25 protein-coding genes and 1 tRNA gene are annotated in these 23,132 nt (G+C 59.5%); 15 read left to right on the plus strand and 11 right to left on the minus strand.

What is annotated here, in order from left to right; genetic code table 11:
* The 6 genes from AC27IQ_RS04035 to AC27IQ_RS04060 form a co-directional block, all read left to right on the plus strand.
* Positions 1-1,212: DUF3458 domain-containing protein (locus AC27IQ_RS04035; RefSeq protein WP_487088394.1), on the plus strand; the 1,212-nt coding region annotated here is incomplete at its 5' end.
* A 30-nt stretch (positions 1,213-1,242) separates the two neighbouring features.
* Positions 1,243-2,250: a class 1 fructose-bisphosphatase gene (locus AC27IQ_RS04040; protein WP_272568522.1), complete on the plus strand. Its 1,008-nt coding sequence runs from the start codon at positions 1,243-1,245 to the stop codon at positions 2,248-2,250.
* A gap of 11 nt (positions 2,251-2,261) precedes the next feature.
* Positions 2,262-2,337 (plus strand) — tRNA-Thr (locus AC27IQ_RS04045).
* 879 nt (positions 2,338-3,216) lie between these two features.
* Positions 3,217-3,549, plus strand: a complete 333-nt coding sequence (locus tag AC27IQ_RS04050; RefSeq protein WP_487088396.1) for a hypothetical protein — start codon at positions 3,217-3,219, stop codon at positions 3,547-3,549.
* Positions 3,506-4,468, plus strand: a complete 963-nt coding sequence (locus AC27IQ_RS04055) for a replication protein RepA (protein ID WP_487088398.1) — start codon at positions 3,506-3,508, stop codon at positions 4,466-4,468. Before AC27IQ_RS04050 ends, AC27IQ_RS04055 begins: the two co-directional genes overlap by 44 nt.
* Before the next feature lie 650 nt (positions 4,469-5,118).
* A complete protein-coding gene (locus AC27IQ_RS04060; RefSeq protein WP_487088400.1) occupies positions 5,119-5,346 on the plus strand; it encodes an antitoxin VbhA family protein in 228 nt (75 codons plus the stop codon).
* Between the two features lie 114 nt (positions 5,347-5,460).
* Here the strand turns inward: AC27IQ_RS04060 and AC27IQ_RS04065 are convergent, their stop codons facing one another.
* Entirely contained in the window at positions 5,461-6,225 is a 765-nt protein-coding gene (locus AC27IQ_RS04065) for a hypothetical protein (protein WP_487088402.1), read from the minus strand.
* Positions 6,226-6,264: 39 nt separating this feature from the next.
* Here AC27IQ_RS04065 and AC27IQ_RS04070 point away from each other — a divergent pair, with 39 nt between their 5' ends.
* The 8 genes from AC27IQ_RS04070 to AC27IQ_RS04105 all read left to right on the plus strand — a co-directional run bounded on the left by AC27IQ_RS04070 (position 6,265) and on the right by AC27IQ_RS04105 (position 10,851).
* Positions 6,265-6,504: a hypothetical protein gene (locus tag AC27IQ_RS04070; RefSeq protein ID WP_487088404.1), complete on the plus strand. Its 240-nt coding sequence runs from the start codon at positions 6,265-6,267 to the stop codon at positions 6,502-6,504.
* Positions 6,504-6,839, plus strand: coding sequence for a TraK family protein (locus AC27IQ_RS04075; protein ID WP_487088406.1), 336 nt, complete (start codon positions 6,504-6,506; stop codon positions 6,837-6,839). The genes AC27IQ_RS04070 and AC27IQ_RS04075 overlap by 1 nt, the downstream gene beginning before the upstream one ends.
* Positions 6,840-7,148: 309 nt before the next feature.
* The gene (gene traJ, locus AC27IQ_RS04080; RefSeq protein ID WP_487088408.1) at positions 7,149-7,523 is read left to right on the plus strand and encodes a conjugal transfer transcriptional regulator TraJ; all 375 of its coding nucleotides are present in this window, start codon (positions 7,149-7,151) and stop codon (positions 7,521-7,523) included.
* Positions 7,524-7,552: 29 nt separating this feature from the next.
* Positions 7,553-8,335 (plus strand): P-type conjugative transfer protein TrbJ, encoded by a 783-nt coding sequence (gene trbJ, locus AC27IQ_RS04085; protein ID WP_487088410.1) that lies wholly within the window; start codon positions 7,553-7,555, stop codon positions 8,333-8,335.
* A gap of 15 nt (positions 8,336-8,350) precedes the next feature.
* The gene (gene trbK / locus AC27IQ_RS04090; protein WP_487088412.1) at positions 8,351-8,620 is read left to right on the plus strand and encodes an entry exclusion lipoprotein TrbK; all 270 of its coding nucleotides are present in this window, start codon (positions 8,351-8,353) and stop codon (positions 8,618-8,620) included.
* A complete protein-coding gene (gene trbL / locus AC27IQ_RS04095) occupies positions 8,617-10,218 on the plus strand; it encodes a P-type conjugative transfer protein TrbL (protein WP_487088414.1) in 1,602 nt (533 codons plus the stop codon). Before trbK ends, trbL begins: the two co-directional genes overlap by 4 nt.
* 68 nt (positions 10,219-10,286) lie before the next feature.
* Positions 10,287-10,523, plus strand: a complete 237-nt coding sequence (locus AC27IQ_RS04100) for a type I toxin-antitoxin system ptaRNA1 family toxin (protein ID WP_487088416.1) — start codon at positions 10,287-10,289, stop codon at positions 10,521-10,523.
* A gap of 127 nt (positions 10,524-10,650) precedes the next feature.
* Positions 10,651-10,851, plus strand: a complete 201-nt coding sequence (locus tag AC27IQ_RS04105) for a hypothetical protein (protein WP_487088418.1) — start codon at positions 10,651-10,653, stop codon at positions 10,849-10,851.
* A gap of 133 nt (positions 10,852-10,984) precedes the next feature.
* Here AC27IQ_RS04105 and AC27IQ_RS04110 read toward each other — a convergent pair whose 3' ends face one another.
* The 5 genes from AC27IQ_RS04110 to AC27IQ_RS04130 all read right to left on the minus strand — a co-directional run bounded on the left by AC27IQ_RS04110 (position 10,985) and on the right by AC27IQ_RS04130 (position 18,164).
* A complete protein-coding gene (locus AC27IQ_RS04110; RefSeq protein WP_487088420.1) occupies positions 10,985-12,799 on the minus strand; it encodes a hypothetical protein in 1,815 nt (604 codons plus the stop codon).
* Positions 12,796-15,453 (minus strand): ATP-binding protein, encoded by a 2,658-nt coding sequence (locus AC27IQ_RS04115; RefSeq protein ID WP_487088422.1) that lies wholly within the window; start codon positions 15,451-15,453, stop codon positions 12,796-12,798. The genes AC27IQ_RS04110 and AC27IQ_RS04115 overlap by 4 nt, the downstream gene beginning before the upstream one ends.
* Positions 15,450-16,262, minus strand: coding sequence for a hypothetical protein (locus tag AC27IQ_RS04120; protein ID WP_487088424.1), 813 nt, complete (start codon positions 16,260-16,262; stop codon positions 15,450-15,452). Before AC27IQ_RS04120 ends, AC27IQ_RS04115 begins: the two co-directional genes overlap by 4 nt.
* Entirely contained in the window at positions 16,189-16,794 is a 606-nt protein-coding gene (locus AC27IQ_RS04125; RefSeq protein ID WP_487088426.1) for a DNA methyltransferase, read from the minus strand. The genes AC27IQ_RS04120 and AC27IQ_RS04125 overlap by 74 nt, the downstream gene beginning before the upstream one ends.
* A gap of 233 nt (positions 16,795-17,027) precedes the next feature.
* The gene (locus AC27IQ_RS04130) at positions 17,028-18,164 is read right to left on the minus strand and encodes a site-specific integrase (protein WP_487088428.1); all 1,137 of its coding nucleotides are present in this window, start codon (positions 18,162-18,164) and stop codon (positions 17,028-17,030) included.
* A gap of 429 nt (positions 18,165-18,593) precedes the next feature.
* Here AC27IQ_RS04130 and AC27IQ_RS04135 point away from each other — a divergent pair, with 429 nt between their 5' ends.
* Positions 18,594-19,082, plus strand: coding sequence for a hemerythrin domain-containing protein (locus AC27IQ_RS04135; protein ID WP_317358411.1), 489 nt, complete (start codon positions 18,594-18,596; stop codon positions 19,080-19,082).
* A gap of 136 nt (positions 19,083-19,218) precedes the next feature.
* On the opposite strand, the gene AC27IQ_RS04140 is transcribed toward AC27IQ_RS04135, so the two are convergent.
* From AC27IQ_RS04140 to fabZ, 5 genes are read right to left on the minus strand one after another with little or no spacing between them, the layout of a single operon-like run.
* Positions 19,219-20,007, minus strand: coding sequence for a TrmH family RNA methyltransferase (locus tag AC27IQ_RS04140; protein WP_487088430.1), 789 nt, complete (start codon positions 20,005-20,007; stop codon positions 19,219-19,221).
* Entirely contained in the window at positions 20,004-20,726 is a 723-nt protein-coding gene (rnhB, locus tag AC27IQ_RS04145; RefSeq protein ID WP_487088432.1) for a ribonuclease HII, read from the minus strand. Before rnhB ends, AC27IQ_RS04140 begins: the two co-directional genes overlap by 4 nt.
* Positions 20,698-21,867 carry a lipid-A-disaccharide synthase gene (gene lpxB, locus AC27IQ_RS04150; protein ID WP_487088434.1) on the minus strand — a complete coding sequence of 390 codons (1,170 nt, stop codon included), beginning with the start codon at positions 21,865-21,867 and terminating at the stop codon, positions 20,698-20,700. The genes rnhB and lpxB overlap by 29 nt, the downstream gene beginning before the upstream one ends.
* Positions 21,868-21,872: 5 nt before the next feature.
* Positions 21,873-22,664: an acyl-ACP--UDP-N-acetylglucosamine O-acyltransferase gene (gene lpxA, locus AC27IQ_RS04155; RefSeq protein ID WP_487088436.1), complete on the minus strand. Its 792-nt coding sequence runs from the start codon at positions 22,662-22,664 to the stop codon at positions 21,873-21,875.
* A gap of 22 nt (positions 22,665-22,686) precedes the next feature.
* Entirely contained in the window at positions 22,687-23,127 is a 441-nt protein-coding gene (fabZ, locus tag AC27IQ_RS04160; protein WP_092744676.1) for a 3-hydroxyacyl-ACP dehydratase FabZ, read from the minus strand.
* Between the last annotated feature and the right edge of the window lie 5 nt (positions 23,128-23,132).

The raw sequence follows: 23,132 nt of genomic DNA on the forward strand, positions 1-23,132 counted from the left end.
CTGGGCCTGCTGGGCGCGGACGGCAGCGCACTGCCGCTGCAACTGGAGGGCGAGGCCGCCGCGGGCGGCGCGGACCGCACCGTGGTGCTGACCGAGGCCACCCATGCGTTCACCTTCGTGAACGTGGGCTCCCAGCCCGTGCCGTCGCTGCTGCGCGGGTTCAGCGCCCCCGTGGTGCTGGACATCGACTACAGCGATGCCGAACTGCTCGCCCTGCTGGCGCACGACACCGACGCCTTCAACCGTTGGGAGGCCGGCCAGCGCCTGGCCCTGCGCATCGCTATTAAAACCATAGCGGACGAGGCAATCAATCCGCCGGCAGGCGCGCCCATCGATCAAACCATCGTGCCCGACAGCTTCGTGGAGGCCATGCGCGGCGTGCTGCGCCACCCCGCGCTGGACGCGGCCTTCAAGGAACTGGTGCTCAGCCTGCCCTCCGAGGGCTACATCGCCGAGCACCTGGACGTGGTGGACCCGCAGCGCGTGCACGCCGTGCGCGAAGCGATGCGCACGCAGCTCGCCGTCGCGCTGCAGCCGGAGTGGGAAGCCATCTGGGCGCAGCACCACGACACGGGCGCCTACCGCCCCGATGCGATCTCGGCCGGCCGCCGCGCGCTGTCGGGCCTGGCGCTGTCCATGCTGTGCCTGGCGGCCCGCACCACGGGCGACAGCGTGTGGCCGGGCAAGGCGTACCAGCGCTTCAAGGACGCCGGCAACATGACCGACCGCTTCAACGCCCTCACGGCGCTGGTGTACAGCGGCCATGCCCTGGCCGAGCCGGCGCTCGCGCGCTTTCACGCCCTGTTCAAGGACGAGGCCCTGGTGCTGGACAAATGGTTCTCGCTGCAGGCGGGCGCGCCCGACCGCGGCGGGCAGGTGCTGGCCGCCGTGCAGCAGCTCATGAAACACGCGGACTTCAGCCTCAAGAACCCGAACCGCGCACGCAGCGTGATCTTCAGCTACTGCAGCGCCAACCCCGGGGGCTTTCACCGGCTGGACGGCGCGGGCTACCAGTTCTGGGCCGACCGGGTGCTGGAGCTGGACACGCTCAACCCGCAGGTGGCGGCGCGGCTGACCCGGGCGCTCGACCGCTGGAAGAAGCTGGCCGATCCCTACCGCGGCGCAGCGCGCGACGCCATCGCCCGCGTGGCGGCCAAGCCCGACCTGTCCAACGATGTGCGCGAGGTGGTCACCCGCGCGCTGGCCGACTGATCACGTCCAAAAAATTAGGAAACCCCCTCCATGGCAAAAACCATCAGCCTCACCCGCTACCTCGTCGAACAGCAGCGGGTGGACGGCCTCATCCCCTCGCAGCTGCGCCTGCTGCTCGAAGTGGTCGCCCGTGCCTGCAAGAGCATCAGCCACGCCGTGAACAAGGGCGCGCTGGGCGGCGTGCTGGGCACGGCCGCCAGCGAGAACGTGCAGGGCGAGATCCAGAAGAAGCTGGACATCATCGCCAACGAAGTGCTCATCGAAGCCAACGAATGGGGCGGCCACCTCGCCGCCATGGCGTCCGAAGAGATGGACAGCATCTACGTGGTGCCCAACCGCTATCCGCAGGGCGAGTACCTGCTGCTGTTCGATCCGCTCGACGGCTCCTCCAACATCGACGTGAACGTGAGCATCGGCACCATCTTCAGCGTGCTGAAAAAGCCCGAAGGCCACCCCGGCGTCATGACCGAGGACTTCCTGCAGGCCGGCACCCAGCAGGTGGCTGCGGGCTACTGCATCTACGGCCCCCAGACCACGCTGGTGCTGACCGTGGGCGACGGCGTCGCCATGTTCACGCTGGACCGCGAGCAGGGCTCGTTCGTGCTGGTGGAAGAGAACGTGCGCATTCCCGAGGACACCAAGGAATTCGCCATCAACATGAGCAACATGCGCCACTGGGACACCCCGGTCAAGCGCTACATCGACGAATGCCTGGCCGGCACCGAAGGCCCGCGCGGCAAGGACTTCAACATGCGCTGGATCGCCAGCATGGTGGCCGACGTGCACCGCATCCTCACGCGCGGCGGCGTGTTCCTGTACCCCTGGGACAAGCGCGAACCCAACAAGCCCGGCAAGCTGCGCCTGATGTACGAAGCCAATCCCATGAGCTGGCTCGTCGAGCAGGCCGGCGGCGCCGCCACCAACGGCAAGCAGCGCATCCTGGACATCCAGCCCACGCAGTTGCACGAGCGCGTCAGCGTGGTCCTGGGCTCAAAAAATGAAGTGGAACGCGTGACACGCTACCATTCCGATATATAATTCGAGTCTTCGCCGGTGTAGCTCAGTCGGTAGAGCAGCTCATTCGTAATGAGAAGGTCGGGTGTTCGATTCATCTCTCCGGCACCAATAAATCGAATAAAAACAACGTACTAGCCCTTGCAGGTTAGTGCGTTGTTTTGCTTTGTGCAGCACGTTTTTGCACACTGGGTGTGCCAGATTTGTGCCAGGCAAAGAACGCCTGCTACCCTCTCCAAACGCACAACATTGCTGCCTTTTGCAGCTATCATTCCACCACCTCGCGCTGAGGACGTTGAAAACGGCTTCGAGAAAAAAGCAAACGGCATGGAGGGCTCGCACCCTGACCATGCCCCACAAGCGAAAGCCACGGCCTGTTCAGCAACCTCCCCCATAAGCGGATTGGGGGAAGGCAGGAAAAGATGCTTCGAGCAATCGCCAGTACGCACTGCCGCCGGTCAGGATGAGGCCGGAAAGCAAAGTGTGGTTCGCGCTGGAGAGCGAGTTACCCATGGGGGACGACCCCACCGTAAGCTGTTTATCGCAAATTTGATCGAGTCGCCCTAGGCATAAATCTCGGATCATCTGAACAGCGGACGGGGCCGCGGACTCATTCGAACCCGACTTGGTCATTGACCAGTCGGGAACGGAATGGTCTCGCCCATGAACACTCTACTCACCGTAGAACAGCTTTCCGCCTGCCTGCACAAGTCCGTCGCCAGCATTCGCAGCGACGCGACGCGCAACCCCAAGTCTCTCCCTCCAATGTGCCGGCTACCTGGTACAAAACGCCTGCTTTGGCGCCCGCAAGATGTTGAACAGTGGCTTGCCGGCCATGTCGTGTGTCCAACGCTCGAGCGTCCCCCGCTGTTGCCCGCGATTGCACCTCGGCGCGGCCGACCAACCAAAGCCGAGCAGGTGGCCAAGCAGCGGCTACAGGTCAAGATATCTGCCACAGGGCCAGCATCAGCTCATGCAAGGAGCTGAGCAATGGTCCTTGCTCTTGGTATCGATGCCGACCGATCGGCGCAGCAGAGTACGCCAGCAACAGCCGAACACTTCGACGCCACGGCATACCGCGACAGACTTATCGCGGGCGGCATCGACCCAACATCAGCGGCCGAAGTGGCAGCAAAGACCGCAGCAGCGCGCACAGCCAGCGCTAACCTCGGCAAGTCTGCAGCAAGAAAGTTCGGGCCGCGAAACAGTGACCTATTCGACCAGTTGCCCCAGGTCGAAATGCCGAAAAAAAACTGGCGCAGACAAGAAGGTCGCCACGGTGCCGGCGGTCTACTCGACAGCACGCGACCTAGTGCCGCCTAAGGCCGCACGCACAAAGCGCGACGGCAAGATAGTCGCCGTAGCCGCGAAAATCGCCGACGAGCTACCAAGCGGCGAAGACATGGCCTTCATGCACGCCATCATGTGCCAGGTCGGGTTGCCTCGCTCGAAAGTCGGTCGCAAGAACGCAGATGGCAAGTGGGTCGATGCCATTGAGTTCGAGCGCCAATGCGGCGGTGCCGCATTGAACGTGGCCGCTGGCAAGCTGTGGGACGGCAAGCAATTCGTACAACAGTCCATCCCCTACGGTGCTTTGCCACGCCTCATGCTCGCTTGGATGAATACATTCGCCGTGCGTCACAAGACGCCCGAGATTCCAGTCGGGAACAGCGCGGCTGAGTTCTTGCGCGTCTTGGGCAAAGACACGAGCGGCGGCAAAAAAGGTGGCTACACGGTGTTTCGCACACAGATGCAAGCCCTTTCTGCCTGCCGCATGACGCTCGGTTTCAATGCCGGCGGCAAGGCGTATACCTACGACGGGAAGCCCATCAAGCAGTTCGAGGCATGGCTGAACACCCACGATGGCCAAGCCACTTTGTGGCCGGGCGTTGTGACCTTCTCGGAGGACTATTTCCGGACCTTGATCAGCCATGCCGTACCCCTTGACGTGAGGGCCTTGTCCGCCCTCAAGGGCTCGGCGCTGGCAATGGATGTCTACACCATGCTTGCCGATCGACTGCACCGCATCACTGGCCGCCAGGTGTTGTTGTATTGGGCCAATCTGCGCGACCAGTTCGGCCAGGAGTATCAGGGCAAAGAGCCCGACAAGGACTTCAAGAAGAAGTTTCTGCCGGCCTTGCGTGATGCGCTGGCCGTCTACCCCCAGGCCAAGGTTAAACAGGTCACCGGCGGCCTTCTGTTGATGTCCTCGCCTCCTCCCATTCCGTATAAACCAACCTGAGCGCGTGCAATCACCCTGCCTCCCAATTGAGATCCGTCGCCGCCGATATTTTCGGCCACCGACGGGGCCGCGAGCGCACTTGGGATGACAAAACGCACGCGGAATCAGACCCCAGGAGCACTCCGTCAGTCAGTTATCCACTGCAAATGGGCCGCCGATGTAACAAACGTAACATCGGTGGGTAAGTCGGTGGATTGAACAACTTGTCCACGCGGAACTCGACCCCCTCTTGCGCGGAATCCGACCCCCAAAGGCCATCCAGGGCACGCGGAATCCGACCCCCAAGGTGCGCGGGATCAGACCCCCCCTAAACCTGTAAGGTTTTTGCCTTTAGCTTTCCCTATATCTATTGCTTGTAATAGGGCAGCTTCGCGCTGTGGATATTTTTACGGGCGAAGCCGGCGCAACAGCTTCATGGCCAGAAGCCTGCATTTTTTACTCCAAGGGGATATACCCCTGAATTTCCCAATCCATAAGACGCGCAAATCACACCTCGCCGCAATAATGGTAAGAATAATAATATTATTACTATTATTATTCTTACCGCCATGGATTCAAACAACCTCACGCCGATGAGCAAGCGCCTAGGAATCTGTGGGCGCCCCTCATGTGTCAACCAAACAGATATTTTTTAGCCGCTAAAATCAGCCATGGTTCACCATCGCTTATCTGCAGTCGAACAATTGGAACGTCGCGCCACGATCCGCAGCAATCTTGCGAGCCAACGCATGGAAGGACCTGAGCCAGACGCTCAGGCGTTACAAGACTGCGAAAAATGGGTGCGCGGAGAAACTACGATTAAAGAGATCGTAGAGAGCTACAAGTCGCGGCTTCGAACTATGCTTGCGGCGGACGGCCCCAATCCTCACAATGGGTAGCCAAGCCGCAGGACAGTCAGATCTACTATTTCATTGACACTTGGGGGGCGATCGAACTTTAGCCGCTAAAATTTTTGACGTTCAGCAAGAGGGCCACCACCGCTCTCCTGGCGTCTAACCGACCCAAGCCAGCCTTGGTGCAACGGCATCCCATCGAGCAGCAACCGATGAACAAGTCAATTGAAAATCGGCTTCAATCCTGAAAGATTGCGCCAGTTCATCATTGACTATTTGTCTCACTCCGAGGCGCTCCATCTCTGCTTGCACCGCGTCATCGCGTAAGCACTGCGCAACACCATCGCGAACACCGGCATCGCCCATACCAAGAATGTCATTGTGCAATCGATAAAGCGCGATTGACTTTGCCAGATGCATTAGCGTCAGCGGCGCACGATATTGGTAGGCCAGCAGTAACTCCCCCTCGAACTCAGCGACAGCCTGATCGAAACTTCGCCATTCGGTCAACTCGTCAGCAACGACGAGACGGAGCTGTTCGAACGGTCCCCACATTGCTCTCCAGAGATTTGCAGGGCCGTGCTCATAGAGCCTGGTCGCATCTGACCACGCCTGCACTGCAGTGAGCGAACGAAGTCTAGCCGGGGACACCGGCCGCGTCCCGTTGAACAACGCCTGCCATCCATTCTTGCCCTGCCCCTGCGTGGGTTGTATGGGCAATGCCAACGCATCGTATTTCTCGGCAAAGCCATAGATCGAAGCGATGCCTTCACGCTCGCTCAGCATGCGGAGTAGCGCCACGCTGCGTGCGATCTGCCGGCGTCTTTCAACAGTCGGTTTCATAGTCTTTAGGGCAATTTGTCCGGGTAGTAAATACGGCATCCGCGTACCTGTAACTATAACCCTCAACAGCGCAAACTTCATCAAAACTAACTTCGATTAACTGTCACAAGTGAGCATTTGGTGAGCACGACTCTTGATTTTCTTCTCCAGAAATACGGCCCAACAATGACCTTAGAAGAACTTGCAGTCGTTTTGAAACGCAAGCCTGGGGGAGTTCGGGTAGTACTGACCATGCGCACAGAAGAATGGGCAATTAATCTCAACAGCCGAAAAATTTACATTGGCCGACGAGTTCATTTCCCAACAGATGCAGTGGCCGATTTACTGACTGGCGAGTTGACTCAAAAAGGAGATGATTAATGGGAAATTATCCGAATGACTTGGCTGAATGGCTAAGTCAACGCAAAGGAAATAAATCAACACATGCTGCGACCATGGCATCTTTTCTTGCAGTTTCCGAAAACGTCCGCGCTGCAATAGATGCCGGCTTCGAACTTAAAACTATCTGGGAGCACTTGCGCGAAAAGAAAAGGATTTCATTCCGCTACGAGACGTTTCTCAAATATGTGCGCCGCCATATCACTAAAACCGTCAGTACGAAAAAAACGAAGGACCACGGCACAAAGAAAACTGCCCCGAGTGCGGCCACTGCGTTCTCGTTCAGTCCCAACCCCAAAAAGGACGAACTGCTGTGATGAATCGCTGTTGTCACTCAGTCAGTGCACTTACGATGGGCTGCGGAACCGCCACTGTCCCAACATTTCCGTTCAATCCGCACGATTTGCGCGCTGTAGACCCGCTGCATACGAACAGTAGCGCGAATGAAGCGGAAAAGTCGACACGGCGACAGCGCACTTCATGGCGCGAAAGTACGGGCAGGATGTGCGAAGTACATGTACCGGCAAGCCGGTTCATGTACTTCGCCATCCCCTTGTTCGCACTTCGTGCTCAACGGGGAATCCTGCTCTGCGAGGCAATCGGCTACCGCCGAAATGAAACCCGCCATGCCTGAGCGCGAATCCGTTGCCACCAGAAAAGGGCACACACCTATTAATGTTTGGGTGACGCCAGATGAGAAATACGAAATCACATTACTGGCAAAAACAACTGGGCTCAGTACTTCCAAATTCCTACGGAATTTAGGAATGGGATATCAGGTGAAATCTATTATCGACAACAAACGCGTTGAAGAACTGGCTCGCATTAATGGCGATTTAGGGCGGCTTGGTGGACTGCTAAAGCTTTGGCTTACAGACGATTTACGGACTCGCCGATTCGGGGAATCAACTATTCGCGCGTTGCTTTCAAAAATCGATCAAAACCAAAATCAAATGTACGAGGCCATGCGCGAAGTCGTTATGCCTCGCTCCAAACGATGACCCACTTTTTTTCAACAGGAGAGTTCAAGATGAAGACGAAAAATTTAGCGGCTAAAGTTGCCATGGTGGTTGCCCTCGCAGCTCCTGGTGTCACAACCCCGGTGCTTGCCGGCATTCCAGTGATCGACGGGGCCAACCTGACACAGACCGTCATGTCGGCCGTCGAGAACGTGGCCCAGACGCTCAAGCAGATCGAGCAGTACCGCACCCAGCTGCAGCAGTACGAAAACATGATTCAGAACACGGTCGCGCCGGCCGCGTATATCTGGGATCAGGCGCAGTCCACGATCACTGGATTGATGAACGCCGTCAACACGCTTGACTACTACAAGAACCAGCTCGGCAGCCTGGACAGCTACATCGGCAAGTTCCAGGACGTGAGCTACTACAAATCTTCGCCCTGCTTCTCGGCCAGCGGATGCAGCGACGCGGAGCGCGCAGCGATGGAACAGAACCGGCGTCTGGCGAGCGAGAGCCAGAAGAAGGCCAATGATGCGCTATTCAAGGGCTTGGAACAGCAGCAGAGAAACCTCGCCTCGGACTCGCGCACGCTGGAACGGCTTCAGTCGGCGGCACAGGGCGCGACAGGTCAGATGCAGGCCATTGGCTTCGCAAACCAGCTCGCCAGCAACCAGGCCAATCAGCTCCTGCAGATTCGCGGCCTGTTGATCGCGCAGCAAAACGCTGTCGCGACCAGGATGCAAGCCGAAGCCGATCTTGAAGCCCGACAGCAGGCGACGCACGCCACTTCGACGGAATCCCGCATCGGCAAAACGAACAGTCCTAAAAACTGGCTCGAACTGACCCGCTAATCAGAGAGGCCCAACATGAGAAAAGCGATGCTGCTTGTCGGCCTTGCGGCGGCGCTGCTGGCCGGATGCGACAACAAACCTGCCACCTTGCCCATGCCCGTTGTCAATGACACCAATTGCCAGATCGAGAAGATCAAGAAGATCGAGGACAAGGCGACACGCGAAACCTTCGCCGGGTTGTGCTCGCGCCGATCCCCAACTGGCGGCGGCATTGCGCCGACCGAGAAGCCCATGAATTGGCTAGAGCTGGCCGACCCGAAAGACCGGAAGGGAATGAAGCCATGAAAACACTGCACAAGCCAGCGTTGCTGATCGGTGCCTCCCTCGCGCTCTGCTGCACAGTCGCATCGGCCCAGCTCACCAACCAGGGGATGCTCGACCAGGTGGTGACGGAGTTCGCGACGCGCGCCACGGCCTGGCAAACCGTAGTGATGAACGCCGCGATGTTCCTGTTCTGGACGCTGGGCACGATCTCGATGGTGGTCACTTTCGGCTTCATGGCGTTGCGCAAGGCCGACATTGGCGAGTTCTTTGCCGAGTTCATCAAATTCATTTTGTTCTTCGGCTTCTTCCTCTGGCTCCTGCGTAACGGCCCGAATTTCGCAACCTCGATCATCCAGTCACTGGCGAGGATCGGCGAGCAGGCATCCGGCTTCTCATCGATCACGCCGTCCAGCATCGTCGATGTCGGCTTCATGATCTGGAAACAGGCCATCCGCAACCTCTCGGCCTGGTCGCCCATCGACAGCTTCATTGGCGCGGTCCTGAGCGCTGGCATCCTGCTGTTGCTGGCCGTGATCGCCGTGAACATGCTGCTGCTCCTTGTATCGGGCTGGCTGCTCTCGTATGCCGGGATCTTCTTCCTGGGATTCGGTGGAGCGCGATGGACCTCCGACATGGCGATCAACTACTACAAGACCGTGCTGGGCGTGGCCGTGCAGATCATGACAATGGTGCTGCTAGTCGGGATCGGAAATGATCTCCTTTCCAGCTTCTACGCCAAGATGAACACAGGCACGCTGAACTTTGAAGAGCTGGGTGTGATGCTGGTTTTCTGCCTGGCGTTGCTGATGCTGGTTAATCGCGTGCCGCCACTGGTCGCAGGCGTCATCACAGGTTCAAGTGTTAGCGGTGCGGGTGGTATCGGCAACTTCGGTGCCGGTGCCGCCATGGGTGCCGCAATGGGCGCGGCTACGATGGCCGCAGGTGCAGCAAGTGTGGCGGGAGCAGCTGTGATGGGTGGTGCAGCTTCGGCCGCTGGCGGCGCATCGGCGATTAAGGCGGCGTACAGCAAAGCCTCTGCGGCCTCTAGCGAAGGCGGCGACGGTGGTGGCATGGGCGACACAATGGGCGGCGTCGCTATGGCCGCCGCAGGCCCTAGCGGCGGTAGTTCTGGCGGTGGCAGCGTCTTCTCGGGCATGGACACCGGCAGCAGTTCGGGCGGTAAGGGCAGCGCGCCGGCTGGCGAGGTCAAGGACTCGGGCAGTGGCGCAGCACCTGGTGCCGAAGGGAAGGCCGACGCAGGCGGCAAGGCCGCAGTTCCTGACGCCAAGGGAGGGGGGCAAGGCACCGGCCTGGCACCTGGCGAACAACGCTCCACCGGCAGCATGTTGGGCCGTGCGGCGGCCATTGCTGCGGGCAGTGCGAGCAACCTGGCGCAAGGCTCTTGGGACGTGGCGAAAGCCAAGGCCGCGAACATGCGCGAGTCGGCCTTTGATCGCATCAGCGAAACCACGGGCGGAAAGATTGCTTCCGCGATCCGGGCAAGTCGAGATCAAGAAGGTACGTCACACGATGCCCCCGCGTTCGACAACAACAGTCTTGGCAAGGCTCCCGTCGCTGACGACGAGGTTGCAGCGTTCGTCAGCCGACACCCTCATTAAGAGCAAATCGCACCGGCCGGGTGCAACCGGCCGGCACTTCCACTTAACACCTGATGGAGAGGTGAATCATGGCAACTCGGAATAGTACAGAAGCAACGAAGGCAGTTCAGCAAGCGGCCACGCAGCTCGCAGGAATTGACTTCGATTTATTGGATCAAGAGATGGCGCTGCATGTGTCGCCGTTAATTGAGGCAGTTGTGAACATGCTGATGATCGTCTACTACCAAGCGGAAACCGGGCATGCCACAAAACGCGATTTCCTTGACGCAAAAGCTGGCTTACGGCAATCGTTGAAGGTCCACTAAGTTCCAAACGCTAAGTACCGAACTGCGGCCGTTGGCCGCCTTTTGCGCCATCGGTTGCCATGTGTCATGGCAAATGATCTGACCGCCCTCAGCGCCGATAATGGGTTCGACACCAACAGGCTAAGACATGAACCAGCATTCGGAAGGTGAACCATTTTTCATCACGGAGGAAGTCGAGGCTGACATGCGGGCTGCTGGGTATGTTTTCGAGCCGCCGAAGTATGTTTCAACAGTTCGGCTGCGTGAAATCCTGGCTAGCCTCTCCGACAACGATCGGCCGCATGGCCGAGTGGAATTGCTGAACAACGACGGGCCTCATGTGGCATGAGTCAGGCATGAACTTTTAGCCGCTGAATAGACGTGCTGAAGACCGGGTGAACAGCGCAAAAGATCGCACACCGGGGACGCCAGGTTGAGAGAAAGCGAGTAACGTCATCCTATGCCGTCCGAGATTGGCAAATTCAGGGGCAAGCGCCACAGTTTGCCGCATCCGCCGCTCGCGCGGTCTTCGGCTTTAAATAGTCCAGATCAAACGCGTCCCGGTCTACAACAGCCAAATAGCTGCCCAGCAGTGCGGACGCATAGGGCATCCTTACCCGCCCCACTCGCCGCAGGCTCCATGTAAAGCCGCCGGCCGCGCTAGGCTCGTCCTCTTTTGCAGCCTTGGCTTCGACAAATGCGCCATACGCAATGTGCTGAAAGGGTCCCTTAGCGGAAAGCGTCAGCTGACACCTGGAGTCCTTTATATCCTTGGCAGGCGTGCCCTTAACGGAGGAGCGCGCGTCAAAAGCGGCCTTGAGGGCGTTGAAGACATATTTGCCATTGGCCTGCTGCCCGGGGAGCAGCCAGTCGGGTACGACTTGGCCGTAGTCATACTGAAGACGGCCGTCCGGTCGGTAGGACACAAGGTCCAAGAGGTCGAGTCGAACGGAGGTAGTCTTCCTCAATTCACATACCCACTGTTTGCCATCGAGCAGGAAGGGAAGCCGAATCTGCTTCTGGTTCGCGGGCGTATCAATCGTCGCCAGCGGCTTGAGCAAAACCAGGAAGCCGGCTTCGGCGTCGCGCTCTCCACTGGGGCGCAACGTGACATCGCAAGGTTGTGCGAGCAAGATGAAGCGCTGAACCGAGCCCCCGTCTCGGGAATCCACGTCAAAGACATCGCCGCAGGCCAGCGGCGAGCATCCCTTGTTCACAAGGTCTTCAGACTCCCACACCTCCAGCTTCCTAAAATTCTCCAGCTTTTGATGGTGAATTGTGGCGTCGATATCAAGAGGTACGCCGCGGAGCGAGCGCAGCCGACGCTCGTTCTCGCGGGTGGCAGTATCGACGGAGAACAGACGACGGAACGATTCCGAAATGGAAGCGGTGAGCGCTCGTTCCACGACGTGGAGCTCGGAGACCCCCTCTGCATAGGCTCGGCCAATCGCATACTCGTCCAGCTGCTCGGGCGGGACTTCAAGCAGATCATTACTCGCGGTCTTGAAGGCCTCCTCAAAATGGCTCTGAACGCGTACCAGGACCTCATGCACGTTGCGACGGAGTCCGGCCCTCTTGATGGCTACACGTAGTGCCTGGGCAACGACGCTGTCGCGACCTTCTACCGTTGATTCCGCTTCATTGACAGGGTAAAGGCGCTCCTTTGCTATCACACAAACTGGAGAGATGGCTAGCGGCCCATCCGATGAGAGAATGTTGCGCAGTTCAAGTTCCTTCTCCGCCTCATTGCTCCTGGTTGCGTAGTGGGTCAATAGCAACGCAGTAGCCTTGGAACCTGCGCCGTGAAGTGCTTTAACGAGATCCAAGCCCCTTGTGTTGCCGGCCACACCTTGAGCATCATTTAAGTCGATGATGTAGCTGATCATCGCGTCACCTGCATCCTCAGCAAGCCTGAGCATCTCTCCTTCTGCCATGTCGAAGGACCAGCGATCATCATTTGCGATGGCAAGATGCGTACAAACGCTCTCGATCTGCTCGTTGGACAAGTCAGCGGTCCCGTTGTCTTCCAACTTGAGCTGTATTTGTCGCAACAAATTGACGCGATCCTGCGCCGCCAAGTTTGCAACCGCTTGTTCTAGTTCGTGATTTCCGGTGTCGTCATTCTCGGCAATCTTCCGTAGGGCGTCTTGCATCAGCTCAGGGCATATGTCTATCGCAACATCGGCATGCTCGGTGAGAATGTCGATCAGTTCAGAGACGGATGAGGTGGCGAAGCGATCATCAATCCAGATTACTCGCGTTGAGCCAAGTAGGCTTAATGCCTCGATGGGCTTCATTTTTTCCCTCCGTGCATAACTGCTCCAAGATTCACGATAAATCTGTACCTACGACCGTCTTGGTTCTTATCGGTACTCAAGCTAATGTTGCAACCGTCCGCAGCGAGCAATTGCGATGAGATGAACAGACCCAGGCCTTGGCCGCGTTCCGACGCCGGCTTGGCTGAGATGAACATGTCGAAAATGCTGTCTTCATAAACGGGATCAATGCCCGGGCCACTATCAGCTACTGAAAAGCCAGAAGACGTGACTTCTACGCGGATACGTTTCGGCCGCTTGACCTCCAACACGTCAGTTCCACGACGAAGCCAATAGACGCTGTTTCTAATCAAATTGTCCAAGACGGCCAATAGGCGACCTCGATTAATCTTGACCGTCGCCCGACCGACTTCTCCTAGGATCTCAAAGTGAATACCTTCCCGATCCAAACCGCCCGCGCGGTTTTCCTTGTACTGGGTGATGAAGTCGAAGAGGTCGATCGTTTCCTTGACCGTTCGAGTTCTTGGGAGCAGTGGATCGATGATGGCAGCTGCACTGCTAATGCTTGCACACGCTGCGCGGATAGGCCGGGTGTGGCGCGCAACGCTCTTCTCGTCTGCTCTGCCCTCTTTTACCAACTCCTCGATCGCCACAATGCGCCGCCGTATCTCCACGATGTGGGTCCGCAGCTCATGTGCCAAGCCGCGGGCGCTCAGTCCTACAGCGGCACTCTCATAGAGCGACAGCATCCGCTCCTTACTGTCGGTGAACTCCTGCCTCAGCATGCGCACCGCGCTACTCGCCTGTGCCCCAGCATCTAGATTGCGCTGTACGGTTTGAGCCTTGCGTAAAGCAGTCTTCAGCACGTCCGTAGCACCTACGCCATCGTGCTGCTCTACAAGTCCAAGGCCCTGCTCCAGCGCAGCGATGACTGACTGAGCATCCTGTTTCGCAGCAGCTGCACTCTCCATCGTGGTCTCGACGACATTAAAAGAGCCCTCCGCGGTGGGCGGTCTGCTAATGCCCCCAGGTACAACCTGTGCAGCATACTTATCCATTGCACGGCGAACGGCCTCGAGCGACTCGTTCGCAAATGTTCTGCACTCTAGGGCAATGGCGTTGAAACCCCTATAGGCATCGTTTTCGACAAAGCTCTCGCGGTCAGACTTCTCGACCAACTTGTAGTTGTCCTCACCGGACAGCGCAAAATACCCGAGTGTGTTATGCACGCGAAGCTGGTAGGTGCTTCCTGTGGTCATGGCCTCCGCAAGTCGAAGCCAATCGCCCTGAGAACGTACTCGGAACCCATCGCGCAAGATGGATATCCCGGCCATTCTCTTAATCGTTGCCCGATCAATGCCCAAACCTGCCGCAGCTTCTGTATCGGCTTCAGAGTCTGTTGGGGCCGAATCGATAGGCTCATCGGTCGAAAAGTCCCGCAAATTGAAATAGTAGAACGCCGCGCTAAAGGGGCCTGGATCTTCTGCCTTCACATCATGACCGCTGGCTTTAATATTCAGCCATGGAATCGTCTGTGTGACTTCGACGAACCACTCAGGGCTGGGCCGGGGGACGACCTTGTATCGCTTCATTCGAGCAGGATCGCTTAGCCATCGAAGGAATCCGACGCCATCGTCGGCGCCAAAAACGTCGTTCGACTTCTGCTTCTGAGTCTTGCTACTGCCGATGGCTGAACGAAACAGCCTCTCTCGGAACCGGGCAATACACTGGAGTTCGGGTACACCGGACACTCCGATCTGCCACTTGAACTGAAAATCGGCTACCGCACGCGAAAGCAGTGTTTCGGTAACAGTTACAAGGCTGGTCTTATCGCCATCGACATCCACCATAACCGGAAACTGTACCTTGGCCTCAAACGGAGACACTAGGGTGGCCAGGCTGAGCTTCAGGGCCGCTGCACCGTTAGCCCACTGCCCAATGTTCTTCAGCCCATAGACGGAAACACGCGTTCCCTTGAATCGTTTCGGATTTGGCAGGTCTGTCTCAACGAACACTGGAATCTGGTCGATGGTTTCTGCTTTCTCGCAGTCTGCCCATCGAAACACTGCAGATGCCAATGGCTGATCCTCGCCCGTGCTCGTTTCCACCTTCAAGATGTCACCGAGCTTCATCGAACCCAGCCGGCCGACCCCTTTATCACCGAGTGGAGTGCGCCCGAGACGCGTCTTAGCTTTCTGACGCCCTTCGGCAGAGCGCTTGTACGACCCACTGATTGTCAGCCAGGACTTGCGCAATTTTTCTGCAGCTATGCCATCACCTGTGTCCTCGATGGTGATATGACCAATCCAGTCGAGCCGCCGACGAACGAATTCATCAGTATTAACTAAATTCCTATCTCGCCAGTCGTCGGAGGCCTGAAATTCCTCATCTTCCTTCATGAAAGTAACATGGACGTTCTCAGCATCTTCGCTGAAGTCGAGTAACCGGCCCGCCCTTTCATTCTGCTCAATGACCCCACAGGCTTTCGTTCGAATTACGACTTTGCAGCCGGGAGAGTCAGCGTCATAAGCATTCTTGACGCATTCAAGAATAGCTTGTTCTGCATCCGTTACAAGCTCCGCGCCTAGCTGCACGAGCACCCGAGCGGAGACCCTGATCTCATCTGGCTTGTCTTTCTCTTCGTTCAATCCCGTCCCCTTAAAACGGTCGATCACCTTGTCTTGGTGCTCTTTTTTGCCAACACGATGATCTCTGTATTCATGGTGCTAGAAAGATTATTGCGTGCCGCCATTTTCTTAGCATGTATTGAACGGTGTATCCTGCCAAAAGTCTCAATTCCACGCTTGGCGAGCATTTCTTCAAGAATTTCTTCCATAGGCACCCGGATGCCTTCGATATGCCGACTACCGATCGTCCAAGCATGATATCCGCCGGGCTTAGTCGACTTACAGATTTGCTGGATGCACGGGTCAAGATCCCCGAAAAAAGCACCAAAACGCTTGAGCCCGCTACCATTTGAAGAAAGCTTGGCTAAGTATTTTTTCACAGAGTCGAATTCACTTCGAAGCGCTTCAGCCCGTTCTGCTGAGTTCTTAGCGCTGCCGCCTAGACTGGCCGTATCAAGCGCATGCGTGTTTGCAAGCATACCCGCTTTGATGAACGGGCTAATGTCATCGGCCGGAATCCACTGGAGAGGCAGGAAGGCATATTGGCCATAGGGAATCGTAGTTTTATTATCTCCATACGGCGGCGATGTCATGACGACATCAAATAGTCGCTCAGCATCCTTTAGAGTGCTTGTACTATCACCCGCTGTGATACTAACGCTTTTCTGATAAATCCCCTGCTTTAGCAAGCCTTTTTCAGTCCAATCAGTGGACTGATCCTTAAGATGCTTCTTATAATTTTCGATTGTTTGGACAAAAGATTTTATCGGATCGGCCGCGGCGTTAATGTCGGCCGCCTTTTTTAATATGCAACTTGTACGTCGAGTTGCGAGAGTTACAGCACGACCGAATGACACGAGCCAGTGCCAGCCAAAATAATCTTCTCGCCCAAAGTGCGTCAACATTTTTGATGTTTCGCGCAATTCTGGATATTCCAATCGCCACATCTGTCTCAAACCATTTTTCCCGACCCAAAAATGCGGCCTCATGCCGGATATTCTTATCCGCATAAATCTTAGAAACCAACTCGGCTGCTTCTTCGGTGAAAGCGTCGATAAAATATGGACCAGATTTTGTCAAGCAAGAAAGAACTGCTAGTGGATTGATATCGACACCAGAAAAATCCAGTCCCAAGTTCATGCTCTCAACCAGCACGGTGCCCGAACCAACGAATGGATCCAGCACTTCCTGAGAATTTGGCGCCACCTCTTTAATTGCTGTAAGAATGCTGCCCTGCAGATTGGGCACCATCATGGCCGGGTAGTGAATCAGCGCGTGCGCACCTCGGCGCCGCGATGTGCTCTTAAAAGACCAGTAGTCCTCACCATACTTTTCCTGGGTGACTTTCAGACTATCGAGCAGAGGGTCTTCTTTTAATTTCTGCAGCATCCCGTGGCATGATCAAATATGTTGAAGCACCAGGCGCAGTTTATGCAATCTGGTTTAATTGGTAAAAATCCTCGGCTTCGCACCTTATGGTAACCGTCACACGTCCAGCACGGCCGAGGCTAGTCGTGAGCGGAGGCACAAGACTGGCTGACATCATCGCTCAGCCACTCGAGATCCAAGTCATGACTTGACCAGAGCACGTATCAAGTGTACTGCGACGTTTGCCTCTTCCCTTAGAACAATCTTTTTGCCAGATCCTCAGCTCGCGGATGGTAGTAGCGCATCAACATTCGCGGGTCGTTGTGCCCTGTGATCTTGGTGAGTTCATGCAGCGGAAAAATCTCAGCCAGGCGCGAAGTGGCTTCGTGTCGCAGGTCATGGAAACGCAGATCGGTGAGGTACCGCGCATCGGGCTTCTGGCGCTTTTCCTTGCACTCATGCAGGTAGCCCTTGCGGGCACGTGTCACAGCGCGCTCAAAGGCCCTTGTAACGGCATCGCTGCGGATGCTGAACACTGCCCCGTCGTCGGCGCCTGATTCGCCCGGGTCTTCCCCGTCCTCCTTGGCGTCGATCCCGTCGTCTTTCAAATCGGCGAGAACTTGGATTGCACGAGAAGACAACGGCACGTCGCGCGAGCTGCCGTTCTTGGTTGAGGGCAGATGTGCTACCCGACGATCCAGATCAATGTGCTCCCATCGCAACCCCACGATTTCACTGCGTCGCATGGCCGTTTCGACGGCCAGCTTGATGATCGCAGGCAGCATCACCGAGCCACTTGCCGCAACGACGCGCTCCAACTCCCCTTCGCTGGCGCTGCGCGGAGCCGGCTCATCAGCCGGTTGCAGAGGATTAGCCTTTGGCACCTCCAAGGCAATGCGGCGAGTACGGGCATTGTCCGGCTGCGGCTTTCGCACCAGCTCGACCGGATTGGACAAACTTTCCATCCCCCACTCCTTGCGCGCGATGGTAAAGACGTGGGACAACACAGCCAAGCGCCGTAGCACCGTGGCCGGCTGGTACTCCTTGAGCCACACATCGCGTAGCTTGGCCACGTCCGCGCTGCGGATCGACGCCAGCGGCCGCTTGGCCATCGTGGTGGCCCGCCAAATGCGCAAGAACGACTTCTCGCCGGCTGCGCTCTTCTTCCCTGGCGTCACCTCCTCCTCGTAGCGCTCCAGAGCTTCGTGAAGCGTTGTGGCCTCGGCCTCACCCCTGCTGACCCAGACGCCACGCGCCATTTCCGACTCGTTCATCTTCGCCCAGGCCTCGGCTTCCGCCTTGGTCGTGAAGGTCTTGCTCAAAGGGGGAAAGCCATGCCTACGGATCTGCGCCCGCCACTGGTACGGGCCACGCTTGTTGATTGCTGCCATTGAAATCGCTACTCGCTGCTGACTGTGCCAAAAATGTGCCAATTAAGGCATCATAGCCAACAATCACCAGCAAAATGAGGCCACAACTTTCCATTCGTAATGAGAAGGTCGGGTGTTCGATTCATCTCTCCGGCACCAAATGGAAACCCCTGATTCGCAAGAGTCAGGGGTTTTTCTTTTGGGACTTGCATTGCGTATGCCGGCGCTGCACAGCATCCCGGCATCCAGCGGCTGAGCGGCGGCGACCAACGTGCGTTGCCAGCACGATCCCCGCAGCCAATCCAATGATCGATGGGGCCCATGGCCCTGTCCCAACGGCCTGTCGGCCGAAGGCGAACCCGCGCAGGCCCGTGGCTTGGCGTCCTACGGCAGGGGGTAGACCACCCGTGCAGCATGGCCTTCCCCACACACCATCGACAAGGAAATCCCATGACCACCACCCGTGCACCCCGAGACGCCTGCTCCCTGCTCGATGCGGACCATCGCGCCGTCAAGAAAATGTTCAAGGAATACGAATCGCTGATGGAGTCCCGCTCCAAGGCGGCAGCCACCCAGCGGTTCGAACTGGCGCGCCAGATCTGCCGCGAGTTGGCCGTGCATGCGCAGATCGAAGAAGAGATCTTCTACCCTGCCCTGCGCGATGCCATCAAGGACACCGACCTCCTCGCCGAAGCCGAAGTGGAGCACGCCAGTGCCAAGGACCTGATCGCGCAGATCGAGGCCGCCAGCGCCGCCGATGAAATGTTCGATGCCAAGGTGACCGTGCTGGGCGAGTACATCGACCACCACGTGAAGGAAGAGCGCAACGAGATCTTTCCGAAGGCACGTGCCGCCCGCAAGCTCGACCTCGTGGCCATGCGCGAAACGCTCGAAGCCCGCAAGGAAGAGCTGATGGCGGGTGAAGAAGCAATGGCCTGACGACCCTGGCGGGTGGCCCTCCCTCAGGGCGGCCTTGCCGCGAACCGCAGGGTCGGCGCTGCGATGCGCTTACCGCCCTCTCTGACCGCCCTGACCAAGGTCTGCCCGCATCGCTGAAAGCCTGCGGGCCGAGCCTTCAGGTGCGGCCCATCTCCGCCGCCGCAGCGCTCGCATGCAGGCAGATCGCGGCCGCCGCACCCACATTCAACGATTCTTCCCCGCCCGGCTGGGCAATGCGGATCAGGCGGCTCGCGCGCTCCTGCAACGCCGGTGACACGCCCTGCCCTTCATGCCCCATGACCCAGCCGCAAGGCCAGGGCAGTTGCGCCCGGTGCAGGAGTTCGCCGCCGTGCGAACTGGTCGCCAGCAGGGGCAGGCCGAGCGCATCGATGTCCGTCGCATCGAGCCCCTCCACCAGCCGCAGGCCGAAGTGGGCCCCCATGCCGGCCCGCAGCACCTTGGCGCTCCACAGCGCCGCCGTGCCCTTGATGGCCGCGATCTGTCCGAAACCGAATGCCGATGCACTGCGCAGGATGGACCCCACATTGCCGGCGTCCTGCAGGCGGTCGAGCACCACGGTGGAAACGCCGGGCACCAACGCGGCGGCTGCAGGCATCTCCAGCACGAAGCCCATGCGCGCCGGGGATTCGAGGCCGCTGACGTCCGCCCAAAGTGGATCGGCAATAACTATGTTTTTGATAGCAGCATGCCGGTAGCTTTCTTGCGCTTCAGGCCAAAAAGACTCCGCATACACGGCCACCGTCGGCTGCAGACCCCGGGCCAGCGCCGCACGGCACAGGTGGTCGCCTTCCAGCCATACCCGGCCCTGCTTGCGGTAAGCGCTGCTGTCCTGCGCCAGGCGCCGCAGGTCCTTGACGAACGCGTTGTCGCGCGACTGAACGAAGGTGACGTTGTCCGAGGTCATGCCGGCTGCCATTCCGCCTGCACCAGGCCCTGCGGCGCTGGCAACGCGTGCGCCCCATCCACGGTAGGCACCGCAGGCAGCGGGAGCACCGCCGCGTTGCCCCGCACGAGGGCCGCGGCCACGGGCGAAAACGAGCGGCGGTGGTGCGGGCAAGCGCCATGCTGCTGCAGTGCCGCCATGTGCTCGGCCGTCCCATATCCCTTGTGGCCGGCAAAGCCGTATTGGGGATATTCCAGGTGCAATTGCGCGCACCAGCGGTCGCGCGTGACCTTGGCCAGGATCGAGGCCGCAGAAATGGCCTGCACCAGCGCATCGCCCTTGACGATGGCGTCCGCGGGCACTTCCAGCACGGGCAGCCGGTTGCCATCCACCAGCACACGCACGGGCTTCAGGCGCAGCCCCTGCACCGCGCGCTGCATGGCCAGCATGGTCGCCTGCAGGATGTTGATGGTGTCGATCTCTTGCACGCTGGCCTCGGCCACCGCGCAGCACAGGGCCTTGGCGCGGATCTCGTCGTACAGCGCTTCGCGGCGCGCAGCGGTCAATGTCTTGGAATCGGCCAACCCGGCGATCGGATTCTGATCGTCAAGGATCACGGCGGCGGCCACCACTGGGCCGGCCAGCGGCCCGCGCCCGGCTTCGTCCACCCCGGCCACCAGGCCCGGGGGGTGCCACGGTAAGGCCGCCTGCTCAGGCGGCAAGGATTTTCTGGATCGCATCGGCGGCCAATCGGGGGGTGTCGCGGCGCAGGGTTTCGTGCAGCGCGGTAAAGCGCTGCTCCAGCGCCGCCAGCGTGTCGGGAGATTGCGTAGGCGCGTCGAGCCACTGCGTCACGGCCGCGGCCAGCGCCTCGGGGGTGGCGGCGTCCTGGATCAGCTCGGGCACGACGAATTCGCCACAAAGGATGTTGGGCAGACCCACCCACGGCTGCAGCTGCTTGCGCCGCATGAGGCGCCAGCTGATGGGGTGCATGTGGTAGCCGATCACCATGGGCCGCTTGAACAGGGCCGCCTCCAGGGTGGCCGTGCCGCTGGCGATCAGCGTGCAGTCGCAGGCCGCCAGCACGGTGTGCGACTGGCCTTCGACGACCTGCACGGCCTCGGCCATGCCGCATTCGCGCACCACCTGCTCGATGCGCTCACGCAGCGCCGGCACAGCCGGGATGACCATGCGCAGCGCCGGGCGCGCCTGGCGCAGCAAGGCAGCCGCCCGCAGGAACGGCGTGGCGATGTAGTCCACCTCGGCCGAACGGCTGCCCGGCAGGATGGCCAACACCTCGTCGCCGCGGACCAGCCCAAGCCGGGCACGCGCCGCCTCGCGGTCCGGCTGCATGGGAATCACATTGGCCAGCGGATGGCCGACGTAAGTGGCCGCAATGCCGTGGCGGGCCAGGAGCGCGGGCTCGAACGGGAAGATGCACAGCACGTGGTCGGCGCTGCGCTTGATTTTGTCGATGCGCTCCGCACGCCAGGCCCAGATCGAAGGGCACACGAAGTGCACCGTCTTGATGCCGGCCGCACGCAGGTCGGATTCGAGTCCCAGGTTGAAATCGGGCGCATCCACGCCGATGAAGACCTGCGGCGGGTCCGCGAGCAGCCGCCGCCGCAATTGCTTGCGGATCTGCACGATGCCCCAGAGCCGGCGCAGCAGCTCGACGCTGTAGCCGTGCACGGCCAGGCGCTCGCTGGGCCACCAGGCCGTGAAGCCCCGCCGCTGCATCTGCGGCCCGCCGATGCCCTGCCCCACCACGCCAGGCCACTGTGCCTGCAGGCCGTCGAGCAGCAGGCCCGCGAGCAGATCGCCAGAGGTTTCGCCTGCCACCATCGCGATGCGCGGTGCCGGTTGGAGGGAAGGCGCCATCGCGGTCAGCGCGCGATGCCGCGCGAAGAGTTGGCGATGAAATCCAGCAGCAGCGCGATGTCGGGCGCGGCCTCGCTGTGGACCGCAGGCAGTTCGGCGATCGCCTGCCGCGCCGCGTCCAGCGTGAGGCCCTGGCGATACAGCAGGCGGTGCGCCTGCTTGATCGCGGCAAGCCGGTCGGCCGAGAACCCGCGCCGGCGCAAGCCTTCGAGGTTCAACCCGCGCACGGACAGCGGGTTGCCGTCCACCATCATGAAGGGGGGCACGTCCTGCGAGATGTGGCTGGCGAACCCCGCCATGACATGCGCGCCCACCTTGGTGAACTGGTGCACGCCCGTGAGGCCGCCGATGATGGCGTGGTCACCCACGTGCACATGGCCGGCCAGCGTGGCGTTGTTGGCCAGAACGGTGTGGTGGCCGACCACGCAGTCGTGGGCGATGTGCACATAGGCCATCACCCAGTTGTCGTTGCCGATCGTGGTCACGCCCCGGTCCTGCGCCGTGCCGGTGTTGAACGTGCAGAACTCGCGGATCGTGTTGCGGTCGCCGATGCGCAGCTCGGTGGGCTCGCCGGCGTACTTCTTGTCCTGCGGCGCGGCGCCCAGGGAGGCGAACTGGAAGATCCGGTTGTCTTCGCCGATCGTGGTGCGCCCTTCGATGACGCAGTGCGCGCCCACCGAGGTGCGCGCACCGATCGTCACGTGCGGGCCGATCACCGCATAGGGGCCGATGGCCGCGGAGGCGTCGATCCGCGCTGCGGGGTCGACGATGGCTGTGGAGTGGATGCTGCTGGTCACGTGCCGCCCTGCCCTCGCAGCGTCAGCCCACGGTGCGCATGGTGCACATGATCTCGGCCTCGCAGGCCACGCTGTCGCCCACGCGTGCCAGGCCCTTGAACTTGTAGATGCCGCCCTTGATACGGTCCAGATCCACTTCCAGGATGAGCTGGTCGCCCGGCTCCACGGGGCGCTTGAAACGCGCACCGTCGATGCCGACGAAATAGAACACCTTGTCGTCGCCGGGCGCCTCGCCCATCATGTCGAACGACAGCAGGCCCGCGGCCTGCGCCAGGGCCTCGAGCATGAGCACGCCGGGCATCACGGGCCGGCTCGGGAAATGCCCCGTGAAGAAAGGCTCGTTGATCGTGACGTTCTTGAGCGCCTGGATGCGCTTGCCCCTTTCGAGTTCGACCACGCGGTCCACCAGCAGAAACGGATAGCGGTGCGGCAAGAGCTTGAGAATTTGGTGGATATCCATCATTGGAA

The sequence above is a fragment of the Acidovorax sp. KPB24-07 genome (assembly GCF_057543315.1).

Bases quoted from the DNA above. Each gene is read 5' to 3' on its own strand.
- trbK (WP_487088412.1), top strand. From the start codon at position 8,351: ATGAGAAAAGCGATGCTGCTTGTCGGCCTTGCGGCGGCGCTGCTGGCC.
- trbJ (WP_487088410.1), top strand. From the start codon at position 7,553: ATGAAGACGAAAAATTTAGCGGCTAAAGTTGCCATGGTGGTTGCCCTC.
- AC27IQ_RS04040 (WP_272568522.1), top strand. From the start codon at position 1,243: ATGGCAAAAACCATCAGCCTCACCCGCTACCTCGTCGAACAGCAGCGG.
- AC27IQ_RS04125 (WP_487088426.1), bottom strand. From the start codon at position 16,794: ATGCTGCAGAAATTAAAAGAAGACCCTCTGCTCGATAGTCTGAAAGTC.
- lpxB (WP_487088434.1), bottom strand. From the start codon at position 21,867: ATGGCGCCTTCCCTCCAACCGGCACCGCGCATCGCGATGGTGGCAGGC.
- rnhB (WP_487088432.1), bottom strand. From the start codon at position 20,726: ATGCGATCCAGAAAATCCTTGCCGCCTGAGCAGGCGGCCTTACCGTGG.
- AC27IQ_RS04100 (WP_487088416.1), top strand. From the start codon at position 10,287: ATGGCAACTCGGAATAGTACAGAAGCAACGAAGGCAGTTCAGCAAGCG.
- AC27IQ_RS04060 (WP_487088400.1), top strand. From the start codon at position 5,119: ATGGTTCACCATCGCTTATCTGCAGTCGAACAATTGGAACGTCGCGCC.
- AC27IQ_RS04140 (WP_487088430.1), bottom strand. From the start codon at position 20,007: ATGACCTCGGACAACGTCACCTTCGTTCAGTCGCGCGACAACGCGTTC.
- fabZ (WP_092744676.1), bottom strand. From the start codon at position 23,127: ATGATGGATATCCACCAAATTCTCAAGCTCTTGCCGCACCGCTATCCG.
- traJ (WP_487088408.1), top strand. From the start codon at position 7,149: ATGCCTGAGCGCGAATCCGTTGCCACCAGAAAAGGGCACACACCTATT.
- AC27IQ_RS04135 (WP_317358411.1), top strand. From the start codon at position 18,594: ATGACCACCACCCGTGCACCCCGAGACGCCTGCTCCCTGCTCGATGCG.
- AC27IQ_RS04050 (WP_487088396.1), top strand. From the start codon at position 3,217: ATGGTCCTTGCTCTTGGTATCGATGCCGACCGATCGGCGCAGCAGAGT.
- AC27IQ_RS04110 (WP_487088420.1), bottom strand. From the start codon at position 12,799: ATGAAGCCCATCGAGGCATTAAGCCTACTTGGCTCAACGCGAGTAATC.
- trbL (WP_487088414.1), top strand. From the start codon at position 8,617: ATGAAAACACTGCACAAGCCAGCGTTGCTGATCGGTGCCTCCCTCGCG.
- AC27IQ_RS04065 (WP_487088402.1), bottom strand. From the start codon at position 6,225: ATGAAGTTTGCGCTGTTGAGGGTTATAGTTACAGGTACGCGGATGCCG.
- AC27IQ_RS04105 (WP_487088418.1), top strand. From the start codon at position 10,651: ATGAACCAGCATTCGGAAGGTGAACCATTTTTCATCACGGAGGAAGTC.
- AC27IQ_RS04075 (WP_487088406.1), top strand. From the start codon at position 6,504: ATGGGAAATTATCCGAATGACTTGGCTGAATGGCTAAGTCAACGCAAA.
- AC27IQ_RS04130 (WP_487088428.1), bottom strand. From the start codon at position 18,164: ATGGCAGCAATCAACAAGCGTGGCCCGTACCAGTGGCGGGCGCAGATC.